Source organism: Streptomyces sp. NPDC096132, from assembly GCF_044763345.1.
Lineage (GTDB): Bacteria > Actinomycetota > Actinomycetes > Streptomycetales > Streptomycetaceae > Streptomyces.
Map to the genome: position 1 here is coordinate 292,143 of NZ_JBIWGA010000002.1, position 15,385 is coordinate 307,527.

The 15,385-nt window shown below is 70.2% G+C and carries 13 protein-coding genes; 10 read left to right on the forward strand and 3 right to left on the reverse strand.

What is annotated here, in order from left to right; genetic code table 11:
• Window positions 1–181 precede the first annotated feature (181 nt).
• A complete protein-coding gene (locus tag ACIRF9_RS05715) occupies window positions 182–1,048 on the forward strand; it encodes a DUF4184 family protein (protein ID WP_403816837.1) in 867 nt (288 codons plus the stop codon).
• Here ACIRF9_RS05715 and ACIRF9_RS05720 read toward each other — a convergent pair.
• Window positions 1,014–1,436, reverse strand: coding sequence for a hypothetical protein (locus tag ACIRF9_RS05720; protein WP_403816839.1), 423 nt, complete (start codon window positions 1,434–1,436; stop codon window positions 1,014–1,016). The two genes, ACIRF9_RS05715 and ACIRF9_RS05720, sit on opposite strands and share 35 nt — an antisense overlap.
• Before the next feature lie 191 nt (window positions 1,437–1,627).
• A complete protein-coding gene (gene polA, locus ACIRF9_RS05725; RefSeq protein ID WP_403816841.1) occupies window positions 1,628–4,354 on the reverse strand; it encodes a DNA polymerase I in 2,727 nt (908 codons plus the stop codon).
• A 222-nt stretch (window positions 4,355–4,576) separates the two neighbouring features.
• On the opposite strand from polA, the gene ACIRF9_RS05730 reads away from it, so the two are divergent.
• The 9 genes from ACIRF9_RS05730 to ACIRF9_RS05770 all read left to right on the forward strand — a co-directional run bounded on the left by ACIRF9_RS05730 (window position 4,577) and on the right by ACIRF9_RS05770 (window position 14,590).
• Entirely contained in the window at window positions 4,577–6,856 is a 2,280-nt protein-coding gene (locus ACIRF9_RS05730) for an FdhF/YdeP family oxidoreductase (protein WP_403816844.1), read from the forward strand.
• 48 nt (window positions 6,857–6,904) lie between these two features.
• Entirely contained in the window at window positions 6,905–7,369 is a 465-nt protein-coding gene (locus tag ACIRF9_RS05735; RefSeq protein WP_403816846.1) for a hotdog fold thioesterase, read from the forward strand.
• 85 nt (window positions 7,370–7,454) lie between these two features.
• Window positions 7,455–7,862 (forward strand): hypothetical protein, encoded by a 408-nt coding sequence (locus ACIRF9_RS05740; protein ID WP_403816848.1) that lies wholly within the window; start codon window positions 7,455–7,457, stop codon window positions 7,860–7,862.
• Entirely contained in the window at window positions 7,859–8,584 is a 726-nt protein-coding gene (locus ACIRF9_RS05745) for a Tat pathway signal sequence domain protein (RefSeq protein WP_403816851.1), read from the forward strand. Before ACIRF9_RS05740 ends, ACIRF9_RS05745 begins: the two co-directional genes overlap by 4 nt.
• Window positions 8,585–8,871: 287 nt before the next feature.
• On the forward strand, window positions 8,872–10,101 hold the full coding sequence (locus ACIRF9_RS05750) for a branched-chain amino acid ABC transporter substrate-binding protein (protein ID WP_403816853.1): 1,230 nt from the start codon (window positions 8,872–8,874) through the stop codon (window positions 10,099–10,101).
• A gap of 112 nt (window positions 10,102–10,213) precedes the next feature.
• The gene (locus ACIRF9_RS05755) at window positions 10,214–11,146 is read left to right on the forward strand and encodes a branched-chain amino acid ABC transporter permease (protein ID WP_403816856.1); all 933 of its coding nucleotides are present in this window, start codon (window positions 10,214–10,216) and stop codon (window positions 11,144–11,146) included.
• Window positions 11,147–11,151: 5 nt separating this feature from the next.
• Complete coding sequence (locus tag ACIRF9_RS05760; RefSeq protein ID WP_403816859.1) at window positions 11,152–12,975, forward strand: branched-chain amino acid ABC transporter permease; 1,824 nt, start codon at window positions 11,152–11,154, stop codon at window positions 12,973–12,975.
• Between the two features lie 5 nt (window positions 12,976–12,980).
• On the forward strand, window positions 12,981–13,877 hold the full coding sequence (locus ACIRF9_RS05765; RefSeq protein WP_403816862.1) for an ABC transporter ATP-binding protein: 897 nt from the start codon (window positions 12,981–12,983) through the stop codon (window positions 13,875–13,877).
• The gene (locus tag ACIRF9_RS05770; protein ID WP_403816865.1) at window positions 13,874–14,590 is read left to right on the forward strand and encodes an ABC transporter ATP-binding protein; all 717 of its coding nucleotides are present in this window, start codon (window positions 13,874–13,876) and stop codon (window positions 14,588–14,590) included. The genes ACIRF9_RS05765 and ACIRF9_RS05770 overlap by 4 nt, the downstream gene beginning before the upstream one ends.
• Window positions 14,591–14,667: 77 nt before the next feature.
• Here the strand turns inward: ACIRF9_RS05770 and ACIRF9_RS05775 are convergent, their stop codons facing one another.
• On the reverse strand, window positions 14,668–15,324 hold the full coding sequence (locus tag ACIRF9_RS05775) for an ANTAR domain-containing response regulator (RefSeq protein WP_390655926.1): 657 nt from the start codon (window positions 15,322–15,324) through the stop codon (window positions 14,668–14,670).
• Between the last annotated feature and the right edge of the window lie 61 nt (window positions 15,325–15,385).

Below are 15,385 nucleotides of genomic sequence, written 5' to 3' on the forward strand. Positions count from 1 at the left end.
TGCATCCGACGGCACGACAACCCCAGCGACCCTACGACAACTTCTTTTACACCGGCACCCGTTCGAACCCCGATTTCATCGGTTGGCCGGGTTCCGTTCGTCCGGGAACCACTCCCGCATACTGGACGTCTTCGGTCACCGTGCCCGCCCAGACGCCCGACATCCGCCGCAAGGAGCCGCGTTGCCGTTCACTTTGAGCCACGCGGCGGCGGTCCTGCCCGCGCTGCGCACCGACGGAACCGGCCGGGGACGACTGGTTCCGGCCGTCCTCGTGGCGGGTTCGTTCGCCCCCGACATGACGTACTACGCGGCGAGCGTGCTGTCCGGGGCCATGGAGTTCGGCGACGTCACGCACTCCTTCCCCGGTGTCGTCACCGTCGACGTGCTCATCGCCTGGACGCTGGTGGGGCTCTGGCTGCTGCTGCGCGAACCGCTGGTGGCGCTGCTGCCGTCGTCCCGACAGGCACGGACGGCGGCGCTGACCCGCTGCGGAACGCCCCGCGCGCGCGTGCGGCCGGCCACCGTGGCGTGGTGGTACGTCTCCGCGGTACTCGGCGCGCTGACGCACGTCGTCTGGGACGCCTTCACGCACCTCGACCGCTGGGGCATGCGGCTGTTCCCGGTCCTGGGCGAGGAGATCGCGGGCTCACCGCTGTACTGGTATCTGCAGTACGGCGGTTCCGCCGTGGCAGCCGTCGTGATCGCCGTGTTCGTCGGGTACGCGCTGCGCCGGGCGCCCGCGGGCGAGCCGGCCGGGGTGCCGTCGCTGTCCGCGCGGGACCGGTGGTGGGCCGCGGCGGTGACCGGCGGCTGCGCGCTCGCGGGAGCCGCGCAGCGCGTGGCGCGGTGGTGGGAGTACCGGGGGGCGCGCGACTCCAGACCGTGGGAGGTGATCCCCACGGTCTGCTTCGGCGCGGGCGCGGGTCTGGCAGTGGGACTGCTGCTGTACGCCGTCGGCGTGCGCGTGTGGCGTCCGGCCGCCCGGGATGCCGCCGCCGGACAGCCGGCGGAGGTCAGCGTCGGGCGGAGCCGTCAGGGCGTGCGGTGACGGGTTCCGCCGTCGCGACGAAGACGGTGATACGGCGGTCCAGCCGGGATCTGCGCAGCCGGCTCAGGGCGCCGAGGGCGAGGCACAGATAGCCGCGGGCCTGCTCGGCCCACAGCCGCAGGCCGCCGCTCCCCCGGGGGACGAGCCGGGCGAGCCCGGCCAGGAGCCGGGTCACGGGCCGGAGCAGGCGCGGGTGGACGAGACGTGCGGCGGCCGCGCGCAGGGCGGTGGCCCGGGTGGCGGGGATGCGGGGCGTGGACGCGGCGGGCGCGAAGGCGGGGAGCGGTCGCGTCGGAGGAGCCGTGTCGAGGCCGATCTGAATGTCTGCGGTCGCCGTGGCGTGAACGCGTGCGGTGCCCGTCCGGCGGTGGTGCATGCGTATACCCATGGCGGCATCCTGGCGGGCGGAGGCGGGCAGGGGCGTGTTCTCGGGGGCCAGGTGGGTGAGGGCCCTTCGGGGGGATCACCGGGGGTGACGGTGGGGCGAGGACTTCTCCGGCACGGGAGAGGGGCCCTGTCGCCGCCGACAGGACCCCTCGCAGCTCACCCGGAGAACAACCCCCGCTCCTCCGCCGGAGGCTAGTGCGCCGCCGACTCCCAGTCCGCGCCCGCGCCCACCGAGACGTCCAGGGGGGCCCTGAGGTGGACGGCGCCGGTCATCTCACGGCGGATCAGTTCCTCCACGGCCGCGCGCTCGCCGGGGGCGATCTCCAGGACGATTTCGTCGTGGACCTGGAGCAGCATGCGGGAGGCGAGGCCCGCCGCGCGCAGTGCGCCGTCCACCTTGAGCATGGCGATCTTGACGATGTCGGCCGCGGTGCCCTGGATCGGCGCGTTGAGGGCCATGCGCTCGGCCGCCTCGCGGCGCTGGCGGTTGTCGCTGTTGAGGTCGGGGAGGTAGCGGCGGCGGCCGAAGAGCGTCGCCGTGTAGCCCGTCGCCCGGGCCTCGTCGACGGCCCGGCGCAGATAGTCCCGGACGCCGCCGAAGCGCTCGAAGTACGCGTCCATCAGGGCGCGCGCCTCGCCCGCCTCGATGTTCAGCTGCTGGGACAGGCCGAACGCCGACAGGCCGTACGCCAGGCCGTAGGACATGGCCTTGATCTTGCGGCGCATCTCGGCGTCCACCGCGGTGGGTTCGACGCCGAACACCTGGGAGGCGGCCGTGGTGTGCAGGTCCTCGCCGGAGGTGAACGCCTGGATCAGGCCCTCGTCCTCGGAGAGGTGGGCCATCACGCGCAGTTCGATCTGGCTGTAGTCGGCGGTCATCAGGGACTCGAAGCCCTCGCCGACGACGAAGCCGCGGCGGATCGCCCGGCCCTCGTCGGTGCGGACCGGGATGTTCTGCAGGTTCGGGTCCGTGGACGACAGGCGGCCGGTCGCGGCGACCGTCTGGTTGAACGTGGTGTGGATGCGGCCGTCGGCGGCGATCGTCTTGATCAGGCCCTCGACGGTGACGCGGAGCTTCGCCTGCTCGCGGTGACGCAGCATGATCACCGGCAGTTCGTTGTCCGTCTGCGTGGCGAGCCAGGCCAGGGCGTCGGCGTCGGTGGTGTACCCGGTCTTGGTCTTCTTGGTCTTGGGCAGGCCCAGCTCGCCGAAGAGGACCTCCTGCAGCTGCTTGGGCGAGCCCAGGTTGAACTCGTGCCCCGCGGCCGCGTGCGCCTCCTTCACCGCCTGCTGGACGGCGCCCGCGAACATCTGCTCCATGGCCTCCAGGTGGGCGCGGTCGGCGGCGATGCCGTGCCGCTCCATGCGGGCGAGGAGGGCGGAGGTGGGCAGCTCCATGTCCTGGAGGAGGTCCGCCGCGCCGACCTCCTCGAGCTTGCCGCGGAAGGCCTCGCCGAGGTCGAGGATCGCGCGGGCCTGCACCATGAGGGCCTCGGCCTCGGCGCCGTCGTCCGCGCCGAAGGCCAACTGGCCGTCGGCCGCGGCGGCGGGGGCGAGCTCACGGCCCAGGTACTCCAGGGACAGCGCGTCCAGGTCGAAGGAGCGGCGGCCCGGCTTGACCAGGTAGGCGGCGAGGGCGGTGTCCATCCGGACGCCGGCGACGGGCCAGCCGTGCTCGGCGAACACCCGCATGGCGCCCTTGGCGTTGTGCAGGACCTTGGGGCGGTCCTCGGCGGCCAGCCAGGCCACCCACGCCGTCTCGTCCGCCTCGTCGAGCTGGGACGGGTCGAACCAGGCGGCCGGTCCCGCGGCGGTGGCCAGCGCGACCTCGGCGACCGAACCGGCGCCCAGGGCCCAGGTGTCGACCGTGGCGACACCGAGCGCCTCGGCGCCGTGCTCGGAGAGCCAGCCGGCCAGCTCGCCGGTGCTCAGCACGGTGCCGTCCAGCTCCACGCCAGCGGTGATCACCGGGGTCGTCTCGGCCTCGGCGCCGCCCGGGTCGACGGCGAGGAGCCGCTCGCGCAGGGAGGGGTTCCTGATCTCCAGGGTGTCCAGGACCATCGCGACGGCCGTGCGGTCGTACGGGGGGCGCTCCAGGTCGGCGACCGCCTTGGGCAGCTCGACCGTGCGGACCATCTCGGTGAGGCGGCGGTTGAGCTTGACGGCCTCCAGGTGGTCGCGGAGGTTCTGCCCGGCCTTGCCCTTGACCTCCTCGACGCGCTCGACCAGCTCCGCGAACGAACCGAACTGGTTGATCCACTTCGCGGCCGTCTTCTCGCCGACACCCGGGATGCCCGGGAGGTTGTCGGACGGGTCACCGCGCAGCGCCGCGAAGTCGGGGTACTGGGCGGGTGTCAACCCGTACTTCTCGAAGACCTTCTCCGGGGTGAACCGGGTCAGCTCCGAGACGCCCTTGGTCGGGTACAGCACGGTCGTGTGCTCGCTGACGAGCTGGAAGGAGTCCCGGTCGCCGGTGACGATGAGCACCTCGAAGCCCTCGGCCTCGGCCTGGGTGGCGAGCGTGGCGATGACGTCGTCGGCCTCGAAGCCGTCGACGGCGAACCGTGAGACGTGCATCGCGTCGAGCAGCTCGCCGATCAGCTCGACCTGGCCCTTGAACTCGTCGGGGGTCTTCGAGCGGTTCGCCTTGTACTCGGTGAACTCCTCGGAGCGCCAGGTCTTGCGGGAGACGTCGAAGGCGACCGCGAAATGCGTGGGCGCCTCGTCACGCAACGTGTTGGCCAGCATCGACGCGAAGCCGTAGATCGCGTTCGTCGGCTGGCCCGTCGCGGTGGTGAAGTTCTCCGCGGGCAGCGCGAAGAACGCTCGGTAGGCCAGCGAGTGCCCGTCCATGAGCATCAGGCGCGGGCGGCTGCCGCCGGAGGAGGTGTCGGTCTTCTTCGATGCTGTCTCTGCCACGCCCCCGATCCTGCCACGCCCCACTGACACCCGGCCCCGGGCTCCGTCGCCCGACCGTTGCCAAGGACTCACCGGGTTGCCCCTTCCGCAACGATTGCCTATTGCGCAACCATTGGGTCCGGGCCCCGCACACCCCGGCCGCCTTCGCTGTCGGCGCCGCGTGCGAGGATCCCGGAGACACAGCCCCGTGGTGCACAGGTGCCGGCGAAGGAGAGCGCAGCGATGGCAACGAAGCCGCCCAAGGCCGATCCGGTCCAGGACGCACCGCAGGTCGCCCAGCCGAAGCACGCGGCGGCGGGCCTGCCGGCCATCGGACACTCCCTGCGCATCGCCCAGCAGCAGATGGGCGTCAAGCGCACCGCGCTGACCCTGCTGCGGGTCAACCAGAAGAACGGCTTCGACTGCCCGGGCTGCGCCTGGCCGGAACCGGACCACCGGCACGCGGCCGAGTTCTGCGAGAACGGCGCGAAGGCGGTCGCCGAGGAGGCGACCCTGCGCCGGATCACTCCGGAGTTCTTCGCCGCCCACCCCGTCACCGACCTCGCCGGCCGCAGCGGCTACTGGCTCGGCCAGCAGGGGCGGCTCACCCACCCCATGTACCTCCCCGAGGGCGGCACGCACTACGAGCCGGTCACCTGGGAGCGCGCCTTCGACATCATCGCCGAGGAGACGGCCGCGCTCGCCTCCCCCGACGAGGCCGTCTTCTACACCTCGGGCCGCACCAGCAACGAGGCCGCCTTCCTCTACCAGCTCTTCGCGCGCGAGCTCGGCACCAACAACCTGCCCGACTGCTCCAACATGTGCCACGAGTCCTCCGGCTCGGCCCTGTCGGAGACCATAGGCATCGGCAAGGGCAGCGTCCTGCTCGACGACCTCTACAAGGCCGACCTGATCATCGTCGCCGGCCAGAACCCGGGCACGAACCACCCGCGGATGCTCTCCGCGCTGGAGAAGGCCAAGGCGGGCGGCGCGAGGATCATCAGCGTCAACCCGCTGCCCGAGGCGGGCCTGGAGCGCTTCAAGAACCCGCAGAACCCCAAGGGCCTCACCGTCGGCGCCGCGCTCACCGACCTGTTCCTGCAGATCCGCATCGGCGGCGACCAGGCCCTCTTCCGGCTCCTCAACAAGCTCGTCCTCGAGACGGACGGCGCCCTCGACGAGGCGTTCATCGCCGAGCACACCCACGGCTTCGAGGAGTTCGCCGCAGCCGCCCGCGCCGCCGACTGGGACGAGACGCTCACCGCGACCGGCCTCACGCGCGCGGAGATCGAGGAGACCCTGCGCATGGTGCTCGCCTCCGAGCGCACCATCGTCTGCTGGGCCATGGGCCTCACCCAGCACAAGCACTCGGTGCCGACCATCCGCGAGGTGGTCAACCTCCTCCTCCTGCGCGGCAACATCGGTCGCCCGGGCGCGGGCGTGTGCCCGGTGCGCGGCCACTCGAACGTGCAGGGCGACCGCACCATGGGCATCTTCGAGCGCCCCGCCCCGGCCTTCCTGGACGCCCTGGAGAAGGAGTTCGGGTTCGTGCCCCCGCGCGAGCACGGCTTCGACGTCGTACGGGCCATCCGCGCCCTGCGCGACGGCGAGGCGAAGCTGTTCTTCGCCATGGGCGGCAACTTCGTCGCCGCCTCCCCCGACACCGACGTCACCGAGGCGGCCATGCGGCGCGCCCGGCTGACGGTGCACGTGTCGACCAAGCTCAACCGCTCGCACGTCGTCACGGGCGCGCGTGCCCTGATCCTGCCGACGCTGGGCCGCACCGAGCGCGACGTCCAGGGCAGCGGCGAGCAGTTCGTGACCGTCGAGGACTCCATGGGCATGGTGCACGCCTCGCGCGGGCGCCTGGCACCCGCGAGCGACCATCTGCTGTCGGAGCCGGCCATCGTCTGCCGGCTCGCCCGCCGGGTCCTCGGCGAGGACAGCAAGGTGCCGTGGGAGGAGTTCGAGAAGGACTACGCCACGATCCGCGACCGCATCGCCCGCGTCATCCCGGGCTTCGAGGACTTCAACACGCGCGTGGCCCGCCCCGGCGGCTTCACGCTCCCGCACGCCCCGCGCGACGAGCGCCGCTTCCCGACGGCCACCGGAAAGGCCAACTTCACCGCCGCGCCGGTCGAGTACCCGAAGCTGCCCGAGGGCCGGCTGCTGCTGCAGACGCTGCGCTCGCACGACCAGTACAACACCACGATCTACGGCCTCGACGACCGCTACCGGGGCATAAAGAACGGTCGCCGGGTCGTCCTCGTCAACGCCGAGGACGCGCGCGTGGCCGGGCTCGCGGACGGGTCGTACGTGGACCTGGTGAGCGAGTGGGAGGACGGCGTGGAGCGGCGGGCGCCCGGATTCCGGGTCGTGGTCTACCCGACCACGCGGGGCTGTGCGGCCGCGTACTACCCGGAGACCAATGTGCTGGTCCCGCTGGATGCCACCGCCGACACCAGCAACACCCCTGCCAGCAAGTCCGTCGTGGTCCGTCTGGAACAATCGTCGACCGACTGAGCGTTTGCTCAGTGACTGGACCCGGATCGACGAACGGAGCCCGGCCCCATGGGCGAACAGCAGCACGTGAAGTTCCCACCGGAGGTCATCGAGGAGTACGCCGCGCTCGGCATCGACATCGTGGCCCTGTTCTCTGCCGGGCACCTCGGCGCCCGTATGGGCGTGCAGATCGTCGAGGCCTCGGCCGACCGGGTCGTCGGCACCATGCCGGTGGAGGGCAACACCCAGCCCTACGGGCTGCTGCACGGCGGCGCCTCCGCGGTGCTGGCCGAGACCCTCGGCTCGGTCGGCTCGATGCTGCACGGCGGCAGCGGCAAGATCGCCGTCGGCGTCGACCTCAACTGCACCCATCACCGGGGCGTCCGCTCCGGCCTGGTCACGGGCGTGGCCACACCCCTGCACCAGGGGCGGTCCACGGCGACGTACGAGATCGTGATCAGCGACGAGGAGGGGCACCGCGTGTGCACCGCCCGGCTGACCTGTCTGCTGCGGGACGCCCCCACGGCGCGCTGAGGGCGGGCCGACGGCCCCGGCGCCCCAAGAGAGCGCGTACGGGTGCCCGTTGCCCCCTGACGCCCCGGCGTCCTAGCGTCGGACCATGACAAGGGGAAGGGCGCCCGGGGCGCGGGCGGTGGCGCGGCTGCTCGGACTGGCGCTGCTCGCAGGGGCGTCGGCGACCGCCTGCGGCGACCCCTCCGGGCACGACACCGCCCGGAGCCCCTCCCCCTCCGCCTCCGCCTCCGCCACCCCGCCCGAAGAGCTGTGCACCCGGATCGTCGCCCACTGGTCGCGGGAGGTCCTGGACAGCGGCACCTACGGCGACTACCAGTCGATGGGGCTGTCCAACGGCCAGTACGAGATCCTGCGGAACGTGGTGGACGCCGCACGGGCCGAGAAGAAACGCCAAGGGGCCGACGCGGCCGACGCGTTGATCGACCGCGAGGCACACGCGGGCTGCGTGGACTGGTACCGCTCCGGCGGCCCGGGCGAAGGCCCCTGGCAGTGAGCGGCATCGGCCCGGTCGAGCCCGGCGAGGGCACGCACGCGTGGGACGCCCACACCCCCGGCGAAGGCACCCGCACGGGGGACGCCAACGCCCGCGCGGGCACGCGCGCGTGGGACGCCCCCGACGAGGACTCCCCCACCGGCACCCACGACGCACCCCCCGCCGCCCCGCACCACCCCCTCGCCCGGCTCGCCCGGCTCGCCCCCCTCTACGCCGCCCACCGCAGGGCCGCGCTCGCCGCCCTCACCGCCGCCGGCCTCCTGGTGGGCGGCGGGCTGCTGTACGCGACCCGCCCCCAGGAGCGTGAACAGGCCACCCCGAGACCGCCGTTCCCCGCCCAGGTCGTCGACGTCACCTATCTCGGCGGGCGCACCGTCCCGCCCGGCACCCGGCCCCACACCCTCGCCTTCGAGGTCCTGCTGACCGTGGAATCCGGACCTCCGGTCACCGTGACCCGCATGTCCCAGCCGTACGCCGGTGTTTCCCTGACCTCGGCACCACACGCTCCGTTCCGCACAAAGGCAGGGGCCGCCCGCAAGATCGTGATCACCATGCATGTGACGGAATGCGGGAAAGTGCCGGAGAACGCCGGGCTACCTTTCATCGACGTAACGCTGCGTAATGCGCGCGCAATACAGGTGCAGAGTTTCATCCTGGGCACCCGCTATGCGCAGGACCTCTCCCGAGCCCTACAGGTAGCCTGTAGCAACGATTCCGCGTAATCACCAAAACGCCTGAGACGCCTGAACCCACCAGGGTTCATCCTGCACGTTCTCACCATGCGGACAGGGCGAATCGGCCTGAAATTCGCTGTTCCACCCACCAAGTACCGCTCTGCATTACCTCGTGTCATAACAAGAGCGTCACAGCCTGGTTCAGACCCTCCTCCCGGTTACCTCCACCCGCCTAGAGTCACGCCCAGTCACCGCGCGGCTGGAATACCCCTTCGGCTCAGCGCAGTACTCGGCCTCTTCCAGGGGGGAGGGCCGCCCAGGGAAAGGACTGGAACGTGCGTCAACGTTCGCTCATCGCCATCACCGCCGCGCTGTCCGCCGGAGCGCTCACCCTCACCGCTTGCGGTTCGCGCGACAGTGACGACAAGGGCTCCGACAGCGGAGGCGGCACCACCGTCACCATCGGCGTCGACGCCCCGCTCACCGGCGACCTGTCCGCGCTGGGTCTCGGCATCAAGAACTCCGTCGACCTCGCCGCCAAGACGGCCAACAAGGAGAAGACCGTCGACGGCGTCACCTTCAAGGTCGTCGCCAAGGACGACCAGGCGCAGCCCTCCGCGGGCCAGCAGAACGCCACCGCCCTCGTCGCCGACAAGAGCGTCCTCGGCGTGGTCGGCCCGCTGAACTCGTCCGTCGCCGAGTCGATGCAGAAGGTCTTCGACGACGCCAAGCTGGTCGAGGTCTCCCCGGCCAACACCAACCCGGCGCTCACCCAGGGCACCGACTGGCAGACGAGCAAGAAGCGCCCGTACACGTCGTACTTCCGCACCGCGACCACGGACGCCATCCAGGGCCCGTTCGCCGCGCAGTACGTCTTCAACGACGCCAAGAAGAAGAAGGTCTTCGTCATCGACGACAAGAAGACCTACGGCGCCGGCCTCGCGGGCACCTTCACCGAGGAGTTCAAGAAGCTCGGCGGCACCGTCGTCGGCACCCAGCACATCAACCCCGACTCCAAGGACTTCTCCGCGGTCGCCACCGAGGTGAAGAACTCCGGCGCCGAGGCCGTCTACTACGGCGGTGAGTACCCGCAGGCCGGCCCGCTCAGCAAGCAGATCAAGGCCGCCGGCGCCAAGATCCCGCTCATCGGCGGCGACGGCATCTACGCCGACGACTTCATCAAGCTGGCCGGCGCCACCGCCACCGGCGACCTCGCCACCTCCGTCGGCGCCCCGGTCGAGGAACTCGACTCCGCCAAGGAGTTCGTGGCCAACTACAAGGCCGGCGGCTACAAGGAGGCCTACGGCGCCTACGGCGGCTACGCCTACGACTCCGCCTGGGCCATCATCGAGGCCGTCAAGAAGGTCGTCGAGGACAACGACGGCAAGCTGCCCGACGACGCCCGCGCGCAGATCACCGCCGCCACCCAGAACGTCTCCTTCGACGGTGTGACCGGCAAGGTCTCCTTCGACGAGTTCGGTGACGCCACCAACAAGCAGCTCACCGTCTACGCCGTCGAGAACGGTGCCTGGAAGGCCGTCAAGTCCGGTACCTACTCCGGCTGACCTCACCCGCACCACTCCTGAGCCGCGCGGGGCGCTGTTCCACTGGCGCCCCGCGCGGACTCGCATCCGGCCCCACCCGTCGAAACATCCGAACCGTCTCGGAGGACATGCGGTGAACGAACTGCCGCAGCAGCTGGTCAACGGCCTGCTACTGGGATCCATGTACGGCCTGGTCGCCATCGGCTACACAATGGTCTATGGCATTGTCCAGCTCATCAACTTCGCCCACGGCGAGATCTTCATGACCGGAGCGTTCGGCGCTCTCACGGTCTACGCATACATACTGCCCGACGGCACCTCCATGGCCATCGCCCTGCCGCTGATGCTCGTCGGCGCGGTCATGGTCTCCGTCACCGTCGCCGTGGGAGCGGAACGGTTCGCCTACCGTCCCCTCCGCAACGCACCACGCCTGGCCCCGCTCATCACCGCCATCGGCCTCTCCCTGGCACTCCAGCAGGCCGTCTGGGCCTGGTACCCCGAGGCCAAGTCCGCCCGCGTCTTCCCCCAGATCGACGGCGGCCCCTTCGAGATCGGCAACGTCACCATCCAGACCGGTGACGTCTTCCTGCTCATCGCCGCCCCGCTCAGCATGGCCTTCCTCGGCTACTTCGTCATGAAGACCCGCACCGGACGCGGCATGCAGGCCACCGCCCAGGACCCCGACACCGCCAAGCTCATGGGCGTCAACACCGACCGCATCATCGTGATCGCGTTCGCCCTCGGTGCCACCTTCGCCGCCGTCGGAGCCGTCGCCTACGGCCTCAAGTACGGCCAGATCTCCTTCACCATGGGCTTCCTCCTCGGCCTCAAGGCCTTCACCGCGGCCGTCCTCGGAGGCATCGGCAACATCTACGGCGCCATGATCGGCGGCGTCGTCCTCGGCATCGCCGAGACCCTGGCCACCGCCTACATCGCCGACATCCCCGGCATGGACAAGTTCGGCAGCAACTCCTGGGCCGACGTCTGGGCCTTCATTCTCCTCATCCTCGTGCTGCTGTTCCGGCCCCAGGGCCTGCTCGGCGAGCGCGTGGCGGACAGGGCGTGACACCGATGACGACACAGACCACCACACCCGAAGCATTCGGCAAGACCGCCCCCGCCCAGGCCGGCCTCATCGGCATCCCCGAGACCGCCGCCCGCGCCCTGGCCCTCGGCGGCTCGATCCTCACCATCATCTCCACCTTCCTCGCCTGGACCTGGACCTCCGCCTTCCCCGGCGACCTCACCGTCTACGGCTACCCGGGCGGACTGCAGGTCCTCGTCCTCATCGGCGGCCTCCTCACCACCCTGTTCACCGTGGCCTCCTACGCCGTCCGAGGCCTCGGCTGGGTCACCCCCGCCGGCGGCGACGCGGCCATCAAGTTCGCCGCCCTCGGCACCTTCGCCACCAGCTGGTACACCGTCATCGCGATCAGCGCCGACCTCGGCGGAGTCGTCAACCTCGAACCCGGCGGCTACATCGTCGCCCTCGCGAGCCTCACCGCCTTCCTCGGCGCCCTCGCCCTGCCGTTCGAGCACCCCGAGCCCGACCCGATCGACCCCGACGACACGTCGTGGGAGCACACCAAGCACAAGCTCGGCCACCAGTGGCAGACCGTCAAGGCCGCCTTCGTCTCCAGCACCCCGCGCCCCGTCCCGGCCCTGCCGTCCTACGTCGAGATCCTGGTCATCGTCCTCGTCCTCGCCCTCGCCCTCACCGTCTTCACCTACGGCATCGGCACCGAGTACGACGAACTGTTCGTCGGATTCCTCATCACCGCCGGCTTCGGCTTCGCCGCCCTCAACAAGTCCGGCCTCATCGCCCAGGCCAGCCAGATCACCGCCCGGCACCAGAACATCACCATCTGCGGCGCCTTCGTCGCGGCGGCACTGTTCCCCTTCACCCAGACCGACGACCAGTACGCGACCCTCGGCGTCTACATCCTCATCTTCGCCACCGTCGCCCTCGGCCTGAACATCGTCGTCGGCCTCGCCGGCCTCCTCGACCTCGGCTACGTCGCCTTCCTCGGCGTCGGCGCCTACGCCGCGGCCATGGTCTCCGGCTCCCCCAGCTCCCCCTTCGACGTGCACTTCCCGTTCTGGGCCGCCGCCCTCGTCGGCGCCGCCGCGTCCCTCGTCTTCGGCGTCCTCATCGGCGCCCCCACCCTGCGACTGCGCGGCGACTACCTCGCCATCGTCACCCTCGGCTTCGGTGAGATCTTCCGGATCACCGCCAACAACCTCGACGGCACCTCCGGACCCGACATCACCAACGGCTCCAACGGCATCTCCTCCATCCCGAACCTGAACATCCTCGGGTTCGACTTCGGAGTCGTCCACAACATCCTCGGCGTCGACATCGGCCGCTTCGCCAACTACTTCTTCCTGATGCTGATCATCACCGCCATCGTCGTGACCGTGTTCCGACGCAGCGGCGACTCCCGCATCGGCCGCGCCTGGGTCGCCATCCGCGAGGACGAGACCGCCGCCCTCGCCATGGGCATCAACGGCTTCCGCGTCAAGCTCATCGCCTTCGCCGTCGGCGCCTCCCTCGCCGGCCTCGCCGGCACCGTCCAGGCCCACGTCACCTACACCGTGACCCCCGAGCAGTACCTCTTCGCCGGCCCCATCCCGCCCAACTCCGCCTTCCTCCTCGCCGCGGTCGTCCTCGGCGGCATGGGCACCATCGGCGGACCCCTCATCGGCGCCTCGCTGCTCTTCCTCATCCCCAACAAGCTCCAGTTCCTGGGCGACTACCAGCTCTTCGCCTTCGGCCTCGCACTCATCCTGCTGATGCGCTTCCGCCCGGAGGGCATGATCCCCAACCGCCGCCGCCAGCTCGAGTTCCACGAGGAAGCGGAAGCGCCCACCGTCCTCACCAAGGCAGGGGCCTGACCACCATGACCACCGACACCACCACCCAGGTCGCCCCCACCGGCGAAAAGGTCCTCGACGCACGCGGCGTCACCATGCGCTTCGGCGGCCTCACCGCCGTCCGCAACGTCGACCTCCACGTCAACGCCGGAGAAATCGTCGGCCTCATCGGCCCCAACGGCGCCGGCAAGACGACCTTCTTCAACTGCCTCACCGGCCTGTACATCCCCACCGAGGGCGAGGTCCGCTACAAGGACACCGTCCTGCCGCCCAAGTCCTTCAAGGTCACCGCCGCAGGCATCGCCCGCACCTTCCAGAACATCCGCCTGTTCGCCAACATGACGGTCCTGGAAAACGTCCTGGTCGGCCGACACACGCGGACGAAGGAAGGTTTCTGGTCCGCCATCCTGCGCGGCCCCGGCTTCCACAAGGCCGAGGCGGCCTCCCGCGAACGCGCCATGGAACTCCTGGAGTTCGTGGGCCTGGAGAAGAAGGCCGAACACCTCGCCCGCAACCTCCCCTACGGCGAGCAGCGCAAGCTCGAGATCGCACGAGCACTGGCCAGCGAGCCCGGCCTGCTCCTCCTGGACGAACCCACCGCCGGCATGAACCCCCAGGAGACGCGAGCCACCGAGGAACTCGTCTTCGCCATCCGCGACAAGGGCATCGCCGTCCTCGTCATCGAGCACGACATGCGCTTCATCTTCAACCTCTGCGACCGCGTGGCCGTACTGGTCCAGGGCGAGAAGCTCGTCGAGGGCGACAGCGCCACCGTCCAGGGCGACGAGCGCGTCGTCGCCGCCTACCTCGGCGAACCCTTCGAGAACGCCCCCGGCGACGCGGAAGTCGCCGAAGTCGAGGCCGCCGAGGCCAACGCCGAGGCCCCCACGGACGCCGCGCCCGGCAAGGAGAACGACCGATGACCGCACTGCTCGAAGTCGAGGACCTCCGGGTCGCCTACGGCAAGATCGAAGCCGTCAAGGGCATCTCCTTCAAGGTCGAGGCCGGCGAGGTCGTCACCCTCATCGGCACCAACGGCGCCGGCAAGACCACGACCCTGCGCACCCTGTCGGGCCTCCTCAAGCCCGTCGGCGGCCAGATCAAGTTCGACGGCAAGTCGCTGAAGAAGGTCCCCGCCCACAACATCGTCTCGCTGGGACTCGCCCACTCCCCCGAGGGGCGGCACATCTTCCCCCGCATGACGATCGAGGACAACCTCCGCCTCGGCGCCTTCCTCCGCAGCGACAAAGCCGGCATCGAGAAGGACATCCAGCGCGCCTACGACCTCTTCCCCATCCTCGGAGAGCGCCGCAAGCAGGCCGCGGGCACCCTCTCCGGCGGTGAGCAGCAGATGCTGGCCATGGGCCGCGCGCTCATGTCCCAGCCCAAGCTGCTCATGCTGGACGAGCCCTCCATGGGTCTCTCCCCCATCATGATGCAGAAGATCATGGCCACCATCGCCGAGCTGAAGTCCCAGGGCATGACCATCCTGCTCATCGAGCAGAACGCCCAGGCGGCCCTCTCCCTCGCCGACCACGGCCACGTCATGGAGGTCGGCAACATCGTCCTCTCCGGCACCGGCCAGGACCTCCTGCACGACGAGTCCGTCCGCAAGGCGTACCTCGGCGAGGACTGATCCCTCCCGGTCCTCTCATACGACGAGGCCCGCGCCCCTTCTCCGGGCGCGGGCCTCGTCGTCTGTACGGGGGTCGACTACCCCTTGTTGGCCTTCTTCTCCTCGGCGTCCTGGATGACGGCCTCGGCGACCTGCTGCATGGACATCCGCCGGTCCATGGAGGTCTTCTGGATCCAGCGGAAGGCAGCCGGCTCGGTCAGTCCGTACTCCGTCTGGAGGATGGACTTGGCCCGGTCGACGAGCTTCCTGGTCTCCAGCCGGAGCGTGAGGTCGGCGACCTCCTTCTCCAACTCCTTCAGCTCGGTGAACCGGCTGACGGCCATCTCGATCGCCGGTACGACATCGCTCTTGCTGAACGGCTTCACGAGATAAGCCATGGCCCCGGCATCACGGGCCCGCTCGACCAGATCCCGCTGCGAGAAGGCGGTGAGCATCAGCACCGGGGCGATCCGCTCCTCGGCGATCTTCTCGGCGGCGGAGATCCCGTCCAGCTTGGGCATCTTCACGTCGAGGATGACGAGGTCCGGCTGGTGCTCACGGGCGAGCTCGATCGCCTGCTCGCCGTCACCGGCCTCACCGACGACGCTGTACCCCTCCTCCTCCAGCATCTCTTTCAGATCGAGCCGGATCAGGGCCTCGTCCTCGGCGATGACGACACGGGTCGTCAACGGAGGCACGTGCGACTTGTCGTCATCGGGCGCGTCCACGGGCTGGGGCGACTCGGGGGCGGTCACGGGGGCTCCTCGTTCAGGGCAGGGGTACTGCTGACAAGAGCCTACCTAGCTGCGGTAAGGT

Excerpts from the sequence above, each read along its gene's own strand:
- ACIRF9_RS05760 (WP_403816859.1), top strand. The coding sequence starts at position 11,152 with ATGACGACACAGACCACCACACCCGAAGCATTCGGCAAGACCGCCCCC.
- ACIRF9_RS05765 (WP_403816862.1), top strand. The coding sequence starts at position 12,981 with ATGACCACCGACACCACCACCCAGGTCGCCCCCACCGGCGAAAAGGTC.
- ACIRF9_RS05720 (WP_403816839.1), bottom strand. The coding sequence starts at position 1,436 with ATGGGTATACGCATGCACCACCGCCGGACGGGCACCGCACGCGTTCAC.
- ACIRF9_RS05730 (WP_403816844.1), top strand. The coding sequence starts at position 4,577 with ATGGCAACGAAGCCGCCCAAGGCCGATCCGGTCCAGGACGCACCGCAG.
- ACIRF9_RS05770 (WP_403816865.1), top strand. The coding sequence starts at position 13,874 with ATGACCGCACTGCTCGAAGTCGAGGACCTCCGGGTCGCCTACGGCAAG.
- ACIRF9_RS05735 (WP_403816846.1), top strand. The coding sequence starts at position 6,905 with ATGGGCGAACAGCAGCACGTGAAGTTCCCACCGGAGGTCATCGAGGAG.
- ACIRF9_RS05740 (WP_403816848.1), top strand. The coding sequence starts at position 7,455 with ATGACAAGGGGAAGGGCGCCCGGGGCGCGGGCGGTGGCGCGGCTGCTC.